This is a genomic window from Dehalobacter sp. DCM (assembly GCF_024972775.1).
GTDB lineage: Bacteria > Bacillota > Desulfitobacteriia > Desulfitobacteriales > Syntrophobotulaceae > Dehalobacter.
In genome coordinates this window covers 4193406-4207002 of record NZ_CP092282.1, presented here as the reverse complement: position 1 = coordinate 4207002, position 13597 = coordinate 4193406, and the positions used below count along the sequence as shown (strand labels likewise).

Sequence of the window (13597 nt, the reverse complement as noted above, 5' to 3'; positions counted from 1 at the left end):
ATCATGCCTGCCCCTTCGATTTCATCCATTCCACGCAAAGCTTAGCTCCTTCAACAGCATCCAGGGAATAAGCGTCCGCCCCCAATTGTTTAAAGAGCTTATCATTGATGGAGGCACCGCCCACAATAATAAATAAATCCTCCCGTAAGCCGGCAGCAGCAATATTGTTGATGACTTTCTTTATGTTGCCGCCGGTCATTGTAAGGACACCGCTTATGCCAACGATATCCGGTTTTTTCTTTTTTATTGCTTCTATGAATTTTTCACTGGAGACGTCTACACCCAGATCGACCGTCTTAAAGCCTGCCGATTTAAGCACGCTAATAAAAACATCTTTCCCTACATCATGAATGTCCTCATAAATGGTTCCGACAACAACCGTTCCCAGCGCGGAACCATTGGCCTTTTTAGGAAATGACATCCCTTTGAGCTTCATAACCTTTTTAATTAACTCCCCGGATACGATAAGGTCAGCAATATAGTAGTCACCTATTTTGTATTTTTCGCCAACACGCTGAAGTCCCTTGCTCAGGTAATCATATATGTTATATACATCCACGCCCTGTGCCAGGAGTGTGTTGACGTGTTGGATAACCAAATCCTCGTTTAGTTCTTCTACGGCTTTAATTAATAATTCTTCCATATTAGCTCCTAAACAACAGTATTTTCGTTAATTGTATTATAGCATTGAATAATTTTTTCTGGAATAAGGTTCAACGGGCTTGTCTAAAATATAAGAAAGCGATATCGGCCAGCTGTATTTAGCCGAACGATATCGCCGCGAATAGAAGAGTTGTAGATTTAATCTTACCCGGGAGAAATGTCATTTCCTCGTTATTAAGAAAGAGCGACACAAGACTCCCATAGTGATCTTAGATAAAAAGTCTGTGTGGTTTAACCGCATTTGGAGTAGCCGCAGTGGATACAGACAACACAGCCGCTTTCGTGGTTCACTGGCATTCCGCAGTCCGGGCAGGCATTATCGATAGCCACAGCGACCTGAGCTTTTTTTATAACCGCTTTTTCCGTTTTTTCCAAACCGGGAGATACATGCTCTTCGGCCTGATTACGGCGAATAATGGCGGTATTGCCGTTGGCACCAATATCCTTATACTTGCGGATAACACGGGCAATGGCATCCGGACACGAGGTGACGTTCACACCTTCTTTGCGGATACATGCCGGACAGCGGATCCCCCGAATCTGTTCGATAATCGCATCCACGGAAATACCGGAACGCATAGCAATCGAAATCAAACGGGAAGTAGCTTCTGACTGGGAAGAGCAGCCGCCTGCTCTTCCGGTATTGGTGAACACTTCACAAATACTTTTTTCGTCGGCGTTGACACTAACGTAAAGATTGCCGCAGCCGATTTTTATTTTTTCCGTGACGCCAACGGTTACCGGCGGACGAGGACGAGGCACAATTGTCTCTTGCGGTTTCTTTTTGGAGATTTCCTCCGCTTCCTGACAAGAAGAAAGTGGAGGGGTAGTGGTTTCTTTTGATTTTTCGCAGTCCTTTGTACCGGCAGAGAGAACCTGCTGTTCCCGGCTGCCGTCCCTATAGACCGTAATACCTTTACACCCCAATTCAAAAGCTAAACGAAAGGCTTCGGCAACATCATCTCGCGTCGCGGAATTGGCGAAATTGATTGTCTTGGATACGGCATTATCGGTATACTGCTGAAACGCAGCCTGGATCTTAATATGCCATTCCGGTTTAATTTCCTGAGCGGTGACAAAGATATCCTGTACCCACTGGGGAACTTCCGTCAAGCCGGATACAGTTCCACGTTCAGCAGTTTTAGCCATGAGTTCGTGGGAGTAAAACCCATATTTACGAGCGTATTCTTCAAAAAGCGGATTGACCTCGATCAGTGCTGTGCCATCCATTACTGTCTTGGTATAAGCGACAGCAAACAGAGGTTCAACGCCGCTGGAGGCACTGCAAATCATGGAGATGGTTCCGGTCGGGGCAATTGTCGTCAACGTGGCATTACGCAGTTTGATTTTGCCATCATACATCGAACCTTTAAAATTGGGGAAAACGCTGCGTTCCTTTGCCAATCGTTGTGATTCGATGCGCGATTCTGTGCGAATAAACTCCATGATCTTCTCGGCATAGGCGGCACCCTCATCCGAGGTATAAGGGATTTTCAGCAAAATTAACAAATCGGCGAAACCCATAACGCCAAGTCCGATCTTGCGGTTGCCTTTTACCATTTTTTCTATGACTGGCAGCGGATACTGATTCACATCGATCACGTCGTCCAGGAATCGGGTGGCCAGTCGGGTAATATAGCCAAGACGTTCCCAGTCGATAGCCGGCTGACCATCCTTTTCGGTTATCATCAGCTTTAGATTGATCGAACCCAGATTACAGGCTTCATTGGGAAGCAAAGGCTGTTCACCGCAGGGGTTGGTTGCTTCAATTTCACCCACTTTTGGGGTGGGATTATCTCGGTTCATCCGGTCAACGAAGATGATGCCTGGTTCTCCGTTTCGCCAGGCGTGATCGACAATCTTCGCAAATACGTCTTTTGCCGGGAGCTGACCAACTTCTTTCCCGGAATGCGGATCGATCAGGTCATAATGCGAATTCGCTTCTACCGCCCGCATAAAGGTCTCGGTAACAGCGACGGAAATATTGAAATTATTAATATCTTTATTGTCCTCTTTACAGCGGATAAATTCCAGGATATCCGGATGATCGACCCGAAGGATCCCCATATTAGCGCCGCGCCGTGTTCCGCCCTGTTTTACAGCTTCAGTTGCGGCATTAAAGACTTTCATAAAAGAAACAGGGCCTGAGGCCACACCGCCAGTTGAACGAACCATGCTGTTTTTTTGGCGAAGCCTGGAAAAATTAAAACCGGTACCGCCGCCGGATTTGTGAATAATGGCAGCATTTTTCAGGGCATCAAAAATATCCTCCATGCTGTCTTCAACAGGAAGAACAAAACACGCGCTGAGCTGACCTAAATCACGCCCGGCATTCATCAAGGTAGGAGAATTCGGCATGAATTCCAAATTAGCCATAGCCGTATAGAACTCCCGAGTCAGATCTTTGATCGCCTTTTCATTGATGCCATAGTTTTTTTCTGCACCGGCCACAACCGAAGCAACCCGATAAAACATGGCTTCCGGCGTTTCGTATGTTCCGTCGTCTTCCTTCTTTAAATATCTCTTTTCCAGGACGACTCTGGCGTTAGGCATAAGGTTTGTTTTTTCCCAGTCGTTCCAATTTTCCCTGATCTCTTCCAATATCTGTACCTCCAGTTTCTTATATAATGTCTGGCTATTTGCTCTTAAAGGGTTCCGTGGCCATGCTTATGTATGGTTACTACAAATAGTACCTATTAATAATATCAGCACTATATCTAGTAGTCAACGGCCAGTCTGGGGCTTCAGGGTGCATTATCCATTATTAGTGATGAGGTTATGCTGTTTCTTTTAATTTTTCTTAATGTGACACAATTTCCCAAAAATATTCTGATCAAACATAAAAAACCCTCTTGGATGAATTGCATCCAAGAGGGTTTGTTAAATCCTAAGATTACCAGTTGTTTCTGGAACGGGGTTGGTAACAGTCACGGCAATAAACAGGTTTGTCACCGGTCGGTTGGAAAGGTACTGTGGTTTCTTTGCCGCAAGATGAGCATACAGCAGGGAACATTTCACGCTGGGGGCGTGAATAGCCACCATTTCTGTTCTGAGCTTTTCTGGCAGAACGGCACTCGGGGCAACGACCTGGTTCATTGGTGAATCCTTTTTCTGCGTAGAATTCCTGTTCTGAAGCAGAGAAAACGAATTCACGGCCACAGTCTTTACAACTTAGAGTCTTGTCATTATACATAAATGACCTCCTAGATTTATTACCCGCTTTTTTGGAAGTTGATTCGACGACTTCCCAGAGCCAGCGGCAATCGAGAAGGTCTTCTTATTCCTCTAAATATGAACGAGCAATTATTAGTATAACCAAAAATATGCAAATTGTCAAAGAAAAGTCAAAATTATCTTTCAAATCTGGAAATAATTGTGCTGTACTATTTTTTGGAAAGACAAGGATGCCCCAAGATTGACACCTGGGGGTTTTACTAATCATAATTGTTATTGAAGTAATCATAAGAGAGGTTTAGAAAATGGACGCCGGAAACATTATTTGGATTTATTTCTCAGTTGTCAATCTCATCGGATTTTTTATGATGGCTTATGATAAGCTTAAAGCAAAACAAGGCGGGTGGCGTGTACCGGAGGTTCGTATCTTCTTGATCGGTTTGATTATGGGAGCCTCAGGCATTTATGCGGCGATGCATGTACTTCGACATAAAACGCAGCATAGAAAATTTGTCATAGGAATCCCCCTGATCATTGTTCTGAATGTCCTATGTTTGATTTACCTGCTGCAAACAATATAAACATATTTCGATAAAAATGAAAAAATTTTCAAAATTAAGGTATTTTATGGGTGTAAATTAATGGCAAAATGATGTATAATGAAGAAAATTCCAAATTGAAAAGAGAATACAGTCAATGAGCCATAAACGTCGAAATATTTATCGTAATATTACATATTATGTAGAATTATCCGCCATGTTGTTGTATATTATTAAAGGTGACAAACACTTCGTGAATTTTGCTCCGAGATATCGACATTTTGGAGGTTGAAAACGATTAATATGGACAGTTTTATTTCAAAATCAAGAATACTCATCGTTGATGATAATTCTGTCAATATCCTTTTGCTAGAAAAGTTACTCAAAATGTCTGGCTATACACAGATCATCTCGACAACGGATTCCAGAACAACCCTGGATTTATATCTGCAATACCATCCAGACTTGATTTTGCTGGATTTAAAAATGCCTTATCTCGACGGATTTGAAGTTATGGAGCAATTGAAGAATATCAAGGAAGAAGATATCATTCCCATCATTGCAATGACGGCTTATGATGAATCAGAATACAGACTAAGGGCTTTTATGGCAGGTGCGAGAGACTTTATAGGAAAGCCCTTTGATTATGCAGAAGTCCTGATCCGTATAAAAAATGTATTGGAAATCAGGATAATGCATAACGATATTCGAGAAAACAACCGCAGGCTGCTGGATAAGGTAGAAGAGCGAACCAAAGAACTTCAAGGGTTACAGGTGGAACTGATCAACCGTTTGGCACGGGCTGCGGAGTTTCGGGATTGTCAAACAGGTAATCACATTACGCGGATGAGCAAATATACATATGAGTTAGGAAAAGCATACGGACTACCGGAAAACGACTGCGAATTAATCTATCATGCCAGCACGCTGCATGATATTGGGAAAATAGGTATACCGGATGAAATATTACTTACGCCCTCAAAGCTTAGTCCGGACGAATGGGAAAAGATGAAAACCCACACCGTTAAAGGGGCACAGATCCTGACGGGCAGCACAGCGGAGATGCTCAGACTTGCAGAACAAATATCGCTTTATCATCATGAGAAGTGGGATGGCAGCGGTTACCCATTTGGCCTAAAAGGGCAGGAAATTCCTTTGGTAGGCCGAATAACAGCGATTTGTGATGTTTTTGATGCCCTTATCTCAGAGCGGCCCTATAAAAAAGCGTGGCATAAGGAAGATGCTGTAGCTGAAATAGAGAGAGGAAGAGGAACTCACTTCGACCCCTATCTTGTAGACCACTTTCTGAGAATCGTACCGGTTATTAATGAGATTACCGATATTTACAATTAAAATTCTCCCATTATGACGAAATACGCGATCCACTGAGGGTTTTATTGACCTCTTTCACGGATCGCGTTTTTATTCAGGGATTAATTTTATGCCTTCAGTGAATTTGATTTCATGGTTTGAAGGTATCACACTGCGTTTCTTCCGAGCCCTGAGATACTTTAACGCCGCTGTTGTGATTGATCTGAATCATAGGGGCGTCGCACATAACATCGTGATTGTATTGACATTCGGTAACCGTGCATTTAATGGTTGGCATGGATTTCCACCTCCTATTGCTGAATAACTTAAGATTCATTAGTTATTATGGATTAAATATAAATTTCTATGTGTAACTAACTGTGGTGGAAATCAATGGTAAATTTCTCCGCATATATTAATACATCCAATATATTTACGGGAGTATGACCATGTGTAATATGCGGTATCCTTATCATCATAATTTGTACTATAACCAGCCGTACACACCACAACATTACGGCACAATATCCACGATGAACCAAAGAAATGAAGCTACAGCGAATATCATCCTGCTGACGCCGGCGATCCTGGGAACGGCAGCTGCATGGGTTACCAGCTTTGGATTTTATGGCCGCAGCCTATCTTTTGGGTACCGGAAATTCATTTTTTTTACGGATATCTATACCATCTTGGCCTCACTGGGAGCAGGTGCCTATATTTTCCAGTTGTTAGAGTTAGATGAAAGCAAAGATGCGAAGTTGAAGGATATTATTTTGCCGCTGGTATCGGTGATTCTTTTATTTGCTCTGACGTATAATATGATCTATTCACTCTACCCCGATACTTTTTCCGGAACGATCGGGAAAACCCCTGTAACTCAGTTCATGTCCTTTCTATCATTGAGTATTGGCAGTATTTCTGTTGGTGAAACATTTAATGTCACACCTGAAAAGCCGGGAACACAGATTCTGGCTGCGCTGGAATCATTCTGGAACTTATTTGTTTTGTCACTTCTGATATCCTTGATTGTATAGGATTATTATGATTTCCTGCGGCGTCGAATCGGAAGACAAATGATTTGACCAACTTGCAGGTTGGTGGGGTCTACGCCGGAATTGAGGGATAGGATTGACGCGGCAGAAATCCGATAACGGGCTGCGAGTTTAGAAAAGGTGTCACCGGCTTTGATAACATATCGGTTTTCGGGCGGACAAGGGACAACGCTTCTCCGGATAGGAATACAAATGGTGCTGCCGGGGATTAGGTTATTGGCATCAACCCCGATATTGACGGATGCGATCGCCTGTACCGTGGTGTTAAATCTTCGGGCTAAGGTATAGAATGTATCGCCTTGTTTGATATGGTAAGGTATTGTACCTTTCGGACATGTCATTAAAATCACTCCCGTACAGTGTTTTCTTCTTATTCTATTCGCGTCAGCCTGTCTGTCTGACGTAGTGGACAATTTCACCAAGAAATATTTATTCACGGAGGAATTTATGCCGCGGTGCCATGGACGGCAAGGAGCGGCGATTATTCACGGAGGAATTTATGTATTTTGTTGAAATAAGAGAGAAATCGTATTTTGTTTGACTACTAAACTGTTTGACAACCAAATTAAAAATAGGTAATATTTGATTATGTCTGGAAGGAAGTGATGTCATGGAAAAGAGTATAAGCGATGTTCTTAACGAATTACTGCTGAAAACCTTTAAGCAGATACTGGATGTAGAACAACATGAAATCAAAAAGGGACCGTTTAATAATCTTTCCATCTCAGAAATCCATGCCATAGAGGCTATTGGGATGTATCAGCAAAAAACCATGTCACAGGTTGCAGCGGATTTGGGCATTACAATGGGTGCGCTCACTTTGTTTATCAAGAATCTGGTACGAAAGGGCTATGTTACCAGACAAAGAGATGATAGGGACCGGCGGATTGTCAATATCAGCCTGACCCGAAAAGGAAAGTTGGCCTACCGGATCCATGAACAATTTCACTTGGATATGGTAAAACATACGGTTACGGATCTGAATGACCAGAACGACGTTCTGATTAAATCCCTGCAGAAGCTCACTGATTACTTCAATACGAAGTATTCCTACGATCACTGAAATGGTTAAATTTGACCATCAGCCATTGAGACACGATAATAATTATTAGTCAGAAATAATTGCGAGAGGAATAGCCAAAGATGTTTAATGTCGAACTTATCGGTACGGGGAGTTGTATACCGGAAAAAGTAGTTACTAATGACGATTTAGCTAAGATTGTTGATACCAGCGACGAATGGATCACTTCGCGAACAGGGATCAAGGAACGCCGGATATCGACCGGAGAAACGACAACGGAACTTGCTGTAGGTGCTGCGCGCAGCGCCTTGGAATCGGCACGCATTTCAGCCGAGGATTTGGATTTGATTATCGTTGCCACATTAACGCCCGATGATTATTTGCCGTCGACGGCCTGTCAAGTGCAAAAGCATATCGGGGCTGACAACGCCGCCTGTTTTGATTTAAACGCAGCGTGCACAGGTTTTATATACGGGCTCACGGTAGCATCCCAATTTATTCGTACGGGAATGTATAAAACCGCTCTGGTTATTGGGGCGGAAGAGCTATCGAAGATCACGGACTGGACCGATCGCACGACCTGCGTTTTATTTGCGGATGGTGCCGGTGCAGCGGTACTCCAAAGAGGTGAACAACAAGGAATCATTTCGGAAATTATCGGCTCTGACGGAAACAAGGGGGATTGCTTGACGTGCCCGGCATTACCGCCAAGAAATTATTTTATTCGTGATGACAGCACCAAAGAATCAAGATCTGAGTATGTTTATATGAACGGCAGAGAAGTATATAAATTCGCTGTTACGGTCATGCCCGAATGTATTTTAAAAACGCTGGAGGGAACAGGAATTTCACTTAGTGATATTGATCATATTATCCCCCACCAGGCAAACTTGCGAATCATTGATGCAGCCGCTAAAAAGCTGAACCTTGATGCGTCCAAGTTCTATGTCAACCTACCCCGCTTTGGGAATACATCCGGAGCAAGCATCCCGATCGCCTTGGATGAAATGGCGAAAGCCAACAGGTTTAAAAAAGGTGATTTGATTATCCTTGTTGGGTTCGGCGGGGGACTGACCTATGGCGCTATGCTGATAAAATGGACGATGGGAGAATAACGATGATCTTCGATATGATCCGCGGTATCATCGCTGCCCAGACCAGCCGTGAAGCCCATACTATTACGATGGACTCGAAAATAAAGCAAGATCTCGGAGTGGATTCATTACAAATTTTTGAAATCGTCATGGAGCTGGAAGATACCTTTCAGTTGGAAATTCCGACGGAAGATCTGGATGAAATAACGCATGTATCCGATTTGGTCGGGTATATCGAAAGTCGAAGGAGAAACAATGAATAATTTTAAATTTTTTCATCAACTCGGTGTTAAATACCCGTTGATCCAGGGCGGCATGGCATGGATCTCAGACAGCTCCCTTGCTGCTGCCGTATCCAATGCCGGCGGAATCGGTATCATCGCTGCGGCCAATGCACCTGTAGACTATGTGAAAAATGAAATACGAAAGGCAAAAGCATTGACGGATAGACCATTCGGGGTCAATATCATGCTGTTAAGCGAAAATGCCCAGGAAGTTGCCCGTTTGGTTTGCGAAGAAGGGATAAAGGTCATTACCACAGGGGCTGGCAGTCCGGGCAAATATATCAAAATGTGGAAAGAACATGGTATCACGGTTATCCCGGTGGTTCCTTCCGTAGCCTTGGCGCGGCGGATGGAAAAGGAGGGTGCTGATGCGGTGATTGCGGAGGGCGGCGAATCAGGCGGCCATGTGGGTGAGCTGACGACGATGGCGTTGCTGCCACAGGTAATTGATGCTGTCAGTATTCCGGTGATCGCTGCCGGGGGGATCGGTGATGGCAGAGGAATAGCCGCGGCATTTGTGATGGGAGCCAGTGGGGTTCAAATTGGTACACGCTTCCTGGTGGCTAAAGAATGTACGGTCCATCCGAATTATAAAGAACGCATTATCAAAGCAAAAGATATTGAATCCGTCGTCACCGGCCGTCCGACCGGCCATCCGGTCAGAGTTTTGAGGAATAAGCTGACGCGGCAATTCGAAGAATTAGAAAGAACGGCAGCTCCGTTGGAAAAATATGAAGAACTCGGCGCAGGCGCCTTACGCAAAGCGGTCAAAGACGGGGATACGGAATATGGGTCTGTCATGGCAGGACAGATCGCCGGTCTGATTAAAAAAGAACAGACGGCTAAAGAAATAATTGAAGAAATATTTGCTCAAGCGGAAGAAAGACTTGGGGCTGTCAGTTTTAGCAGTGTCGTTAAGATGGACGCCTAACGGCTGGATGAAACAGAAAGTTATATAAGAAAGAAATTGATACGTTGCCAGCGGAGGAATTATGACCAGAAAAAAAACAGCGTTTATTTTTGCGGGCCAAGGTTCGCAATATGTCGGTATGGGGAAAGAACTATATGAGTACTATCCGGCTGCCCGGACGGTTTTTGAACTAGCGGACAGGAAATTAGGGTATAATCTAAGTGAACTCTGCTTCTCCGGTCCTAAGGAAGAATTGGATCGAACAGAAAATACACAGCCGGCCATATTGGCGGTCAGTGTGGCAGCTGTCAAGACACTTGCGGATTACGGCATATATCCTGACGTTGTGGCGGGATTCAGTCTGGGTGAATACTCGGCATTGGTCTGCAGTCAGGTGCTGACATTTGATGACGGGGTGCAGCTTGTCAGAAAAAGAGGATTGTTTATGCAGGAAGCGGTGCCGCAAGGTCTCGGTGGAATGGCTGCCGTCCTGGGGTTGGATACGGATAAGGTCGAAGAGGCCTGTCATGCGGCCGAAGCAGTTGGGGTTGTCCAAATAGCCAATTATAACTGTCCAGGGCAAGTTGTTATTTCCGGACAAAAACAAGCCTTGGAAGCAGCTTCGGCAAAAGCCACTGAGCTTGGAGCTAAGCGGGTCTTGCCGCTTGAGGTGAGTGGCCCTTTCCATACGGTTCTGCTAAAGCCGGCAGCGGATAAATTAGCGGAGGAACTGGCGGCTATCCCTTTTAACGATCCGGCGATTCCTGTGCTGTCCAATGTGACGGCAGATTATATGTCGGATAAAATGGTTATAAAGGATCTAATGCCCAAGCAAGTGATGAATCCTGTCCGGTGGGAGACAGTATTTCGTAAAATGCTAGCTGACGGGGTCGAAACCTTTGTCGAGTTGGGACCCGGCACGGTACTTAAAGGTTTTGCCAGAAAAATAGACCGGGACATAAAAGTGCTCAGTGCGGAAAATAAGGCGTCGCTGGAAGCGGCCATCGACTATATAAAAAATAATTAGTCCTGATTATCGTACTTTCGTGGAGGTTTATATGCTAAAAGGAAAAACAGCTGTTGTGACCGGTGCAAGCCGGGGAATCGGCAGAGCAATCGCCCTAAAACTTGCGGAGCAAGGTGCGAATGTAGTTGTCAATTACGTTCACAGTGAAACAGAAGGGCAGAAGCTTGTTGAAGAAATGATCGGTTTAGGCGTTCGTGCTTTGGCGGTGAAAGCGGATGTCAGTATCTTTGACGAGGCCGCACAATTGATCGCATGTGCCAAAGAAGAATTTGGTTCTGTGGATATCTTGGTCAACAATGCTGGGATAACACGCGACGGCTTGATCATGCGAATGTCGGAAGAAGATTTTAATCGCGTCGTACAGGTCAATTTAAACGGTGTCTTTAACTGCTCCCGTCATGCGGTTCCTCTCATGGTTAAACAGCGGAGCGGCAGGGTTATTAATATTACTTCCGTCGCCGGTATGGTTGGCAATGCCGGACAGGTGAACTATGCGGCGGCGAAGGCTGGGATTGTGGGACTTACCAAGTCGCTGGCTAAAGAAGTAGGGAGCAGAGGCATCACCGTTAATGCGATTGCCCCCGGGTTTATCGAAACAGATATGACAGCGGTTTTAACAGATAAAGTTAAGGATACGCTCAAAGAAAGCATTGCTCTTAAACACTTTGGAAAGCCTGAAAATATTGCCGATACGGTTATTTTCCTGGCCTCCGATACCGGTGAGTATATCACCGGTCAGGTTATTTGTGTTGACGGCGGAATGGTATTTTAGGAGGAGATATATGAAAACAAGGGTTGTTATAACGGGAATCGGTGCTATTACCCCGATCGGGAATGATGCAGCAACTTTTTGGGAAGGTATAAAGGTGGGAAAATCCGGAATTGCACCGTTGACTGCTTTTGATACCACAGAGTTCAAAGTGAAGGTCGGTGCCGAAGTCAAAGATTTCGAGCCGGAAGTTCTTCTGGATAAAAAAGAAGCAAAACGCATGGATCGCTATTGTCAATTAGCGATGGTAGCTGCGGAAGAAGCCTATCGCGATTCCGGATTGGATAGCACGCTGCTCAACAGCGAACGATTCGGCGTCATGGTCGGATCAGGCATCGGCGGTCTGGCTACCATTGAAGAACAGCATAGCCGGCTTGTTGAAAAGGGGCCGGGCAGGGTTTCTCCTTTCTTTATCCCCATGGCCATCAGCAATATGGCCTCAGGGAACATTGCCATTAAGCTCGGCGCGAAGGGGCCTTGTTTGAGTATCGTTACCGCCTGTGCCTCAGCCACACACTCAATCGGAGAATCCTATTGGAAAATCCGCAATGGGGAAGCCGATGTCATTATCACCGGCGGAGCCGAAGCGCCGATTACACCGCTGGCGGTGGCCGGATTTACTTCGATGACCGCGCTGAGTAACAATCCGGATGTTACCCGGGCCTCAATCCCGTTTGACAAGGAGCGTGACGGGTTTGTTATCGGGGAGGGTGCCGGGATCCTTGTTCTGGAGTCTCTGGAACATGCAAAAAAGAGGAATGCGCGGATCTATGGCGAAATAGTTGGTTATGGTTCAACATGTGATGCCTACCATATGACGTCCCCTTCACCCGGCGGAGAAGGCGGGGCGAGAGCGATGACGCTTGCTTTAGCTGATGCAGGTATAAGTCCGGAGGATATCTCGTATATTAATGCGCACGGAACCGGGACACCGTACAATGATAAATTTGAAACGGAAGCCATCAAATCGGTATTTCAGCAGGTTGCCTATCAGATTCCTGTCAGCTCGACAAAGTCAATGACCGGTCATCTGCTGGGAGCAGCAGGAGGCATCGAAGCTGTCATTTGTGTTAAAGCACTTCAGGAAGGTTTCGTGCCGCCGACAATCGGCTATCAGATTCAAGACGAGGAATGTGACCTGGATTATGTTCCAAATAGCGGGCGCTTACAGGATTTAAAGTATGCGTTATCTAATTCACTTGGATTCGGTGGTCACAATGGAACCATCATCTTAAAGAAATGGTCAGAGGAATAATGCCATGGACTTGAATGAGATAAAAGAACTGATAAAAATGATCGACGAATCAAACTTAACGGTGTTTGAACTGGAAAAAGAGGACTTTAAGATCGTCTTAAAAAAAGAGACGGAAAAAGTCCTTTGCCGGGATAATGCAATACCCTATCCGGGAGTTTACGCGGAACAGAATTTCCTGAGAGGAACACATAACGCCTCGCCCGGGGATTGGGAACAGGGGGCACCGACGGAAAAAACTGCACCTTCGGTTAGTTTAGCGGAAACGATCAATTCTCCGATCGTCGGAACCTATTATGCTGCATCGTCGCCTGGCGGAGAACCTTTTGTCCAAGCCGGAACGAAAGTGAGCAAAGGAACAACGCTTTGCATTATCGAGGCAATGAAGTTGATGAATGAAATCGAGGCTGAGGAAGACCTCCTAATTGTCAACGTGCTGGTTCAGGATGGACAAATGGTTGAGTTCGGCCAGCCGCTATTTGAAATCAAACGGGGATAGGA

Annotated in this window: 16 protein-coding genes; 11 read left to right on the top strand and 5 right to left on the bottom strand. The window is 45.1% G+C overall.

Going from position 1 to position 13597, the window contains the following annotated elements:
• Position 1: 1 nt before the first annotated feature.
• From LPY66_RS19625 to LPY66_RS19615, 3 genes are all read right to left on the bottom strand, one after another.
• Complete coding sequence (locus tag LPY66_RS19625; RefSeq protein WP_337985927.1) at positions 2-643, bottom strand: cobalamin B12-binding domain-containing protein; 642 nt, start codon at positions 641-643, stop codon at positions 2-4.
• Positions 644-894: 251 nt separating this feature from the next.
• The gene (locus tag LPY66_RS19620; RefSeq protein ID WP_443112505.1) at positions 895-3216 is read right to left on the bottom strand and encodes a vitamin B12-dependent ribonucleotide reductase; all 2322 of its coding nucleotides are present in this window, start codon (positions 3214-3216) and stop codon (positions 895-897) included.
• Positions 3217-3556: 340 nt separating this feature from the next.
• Entirely contained in the window at positions 3557-3856 is a 300-nt protein-coding gene (locus LPY66_RS19615; protein WP_337985925.1) for a zinc-ribbon domain containing protein, read from the bottom strand.
• 286 nt (positions 3857-4142) lie between these two features.
• On the opposite strand from LPY66_RS19615, the gene LPY66_RS19610 reads away from it, so the two are divergent.
• Together LPY66_RS19610 and LPY66_RS19605 are read left to right on the top strand one after the other, a co-directional pair.
• Entirely contained in the window at positions 4143-4418 is a 276-nt protein-coding gene (locus LPY66_RS19610) for a DUF1294 domain-containing protein (RefSeq protein ID WP_337985924.1), read from the top strand.
• A 261-nt stretch (positions 4419-4679) separates the two neighbouring features.
• Positions 4680-5729 carry an HD domain-containing phosphohydrolase gene (locus LPY66_RS19605; RefSeq protein ID WP_337985923.1) on the top strand — a complete coding sequence of 350 codons (1050 nt, stop codon included), beginning with the start codon at positions 4680-4682 and terminating at the stop codon, positions 5727-5729.
• 109 nt (positions 5730-5838) lie between these two features.
• Here the strand turns inward: LPY66_RS19605 and LPY66_RS19600 are convergent, their stop codons facing one another.
• Positions 5839-5985: a DUF1540 domain-containing protein gene (locus LPY66_RS19600; protein ID WP_337985922.1), complete on the bottom strand. Its 147-nt coding sequence runs from the start codon at positions 5983-5985 to the stop codon at positions 5839-5841.
• A gap of 235 nt (positions 5986-6220) precedes the next feature.
• Here LPY66_RS19600 and LPY66_RS19595 point away from each other — a divergent pair, with 235 nt between their 5' ends.
• The gene (locus LPY66_RS19595; RefSeq protein WP_337985921.1) at positions 6221-6721 is read left to right on the top strand and encodes a hypothetical protein; all 501 of its coding nucleotides are present in this window, start codon (positions 6221-6223) and stop codon (positions 6719-6721) included.
• A 5-nt stretch (positions 6722-6726) separates the two neighbouring features.
• Here LPY66_RS19595 and LPY66_RS19590 read toward each other — a convergent pair whose 3' ends face one another.
• The gene (locus LPY66_RS19590) at positions 6727-7080 is read right to left on the bottom strand and encodes a LysM peptidoglycan-binding domain-containing protein (protein WP_337985920.1); all 354 of its coding nucleotides are present in this window, start codon (positions 7078-7080) and stop codon (positions 6727-6729) included.
• A gap of 269 nt (positions 7081-7349) precedes the next feature.
• On the opposite strand from LPY66_RS19590, the gene LPY66_RS19585 reads away from it, so the two are divergent.
• The 8 genes from LPY66_RS19585 (at position 7350) to accB (ending at position 13595) form a co-directional block, all read left to right on the top strand.
• On the top strand, positions 7350-7802 hold the full coding sequence (locus LPY66_RS19585; RefSeq protein WP_337985919.1) for a MarR family winged helix-turn-helix transcriptional regulator: 453 nt from the start codon (positions 7350-7352) through the stop codon (positions 7800-7802).
• An 80-nt stretch (positions 7803-7882) separates the two neighbouring features.
• Positions 7883-8875 (top strand): beta-ketoacyl-ACP synthase III, encoded by a 993-nt coding sequence (locus LPY66_RS19580; protein WP_337985918.1) that lies wholly within the window; start codon positions 7883-7885, stop codon positions 8873-8875.
• 2 nt (positions 8876-8877) lie between these two features.
• Positions 8878-9117 (top strand): acyl carrier protein, encoded by a 240-nt coding sequence (gene acpP, locus LPY66_RS19575; protein WP_337985917.1) that lies wholly within the window; start codon positions 8878-8880, stop codon positions 9115-9117.
• Positions 9110-10069, top strand: coding sequence for an enoyl-[acyl-carrier-protein] reductase FabK (gene fabK / locus LPY66_RS19570; RefSeq protein WP_337985916.1), 960 nt, complete (start codon positions 9110-9112; stop codon positions 10067-10069). The genes acpP and fabK overlap by 8 nt, the downstream gene beginning before the upstream one ends.
• A gap of 61 nt (positions 10070-10130) precedes the next feature.
• A complete protein-coding gene (fabD, locus tag LPY66_RS19565; protein WP_337985915.1) occupies positions 10131-11075 on the top strand; it encodes an ACP S-malonyltransferase in 945 nt (314 codons plus the stop codon).
• Positions 11076-11106: 31 nt separating this feature from the next.
• On the top strand, positions 11107-11847 hold the full coding sequence (gene fabG, locus LPY66_RS19560) for a 3-oxoacyl-[acyl-carrier-protein] reductase (RefSeq protein ID WP_337985914.1): 741 nt from the start codon (positions 11107-11109) through the stop codon (positions 11845-11847).
• Between the two features lie 10 nt (positions 11848-11857).
• On the top strand, positions 11858-13099 hold the full coding sequence (gene fabF, locus LPY66_RS19555) for a beta-ketoacyl-ACP synthase II (protein ID WP_337985913.1): 1242 nt from the start codon (positions 11858-11860) through the stop codon (positions 13097-13099).
• A gap of 4 nt (positions 13100-13103) precedes the next feature.
• Positions 13104-13595, top strand: coding sequence for an acetyl-CoA carboxylase biotin carboxyl carrier protein (accB, locus tag LPY66_RS19550; RefSeq protein ID WP_337985912.1), 492 nt, complete (start codon positions 13104-13106; stop codon positions 13593-13595).
• Positions 13596-13597 lie beyond the last annotated feature (2 nt).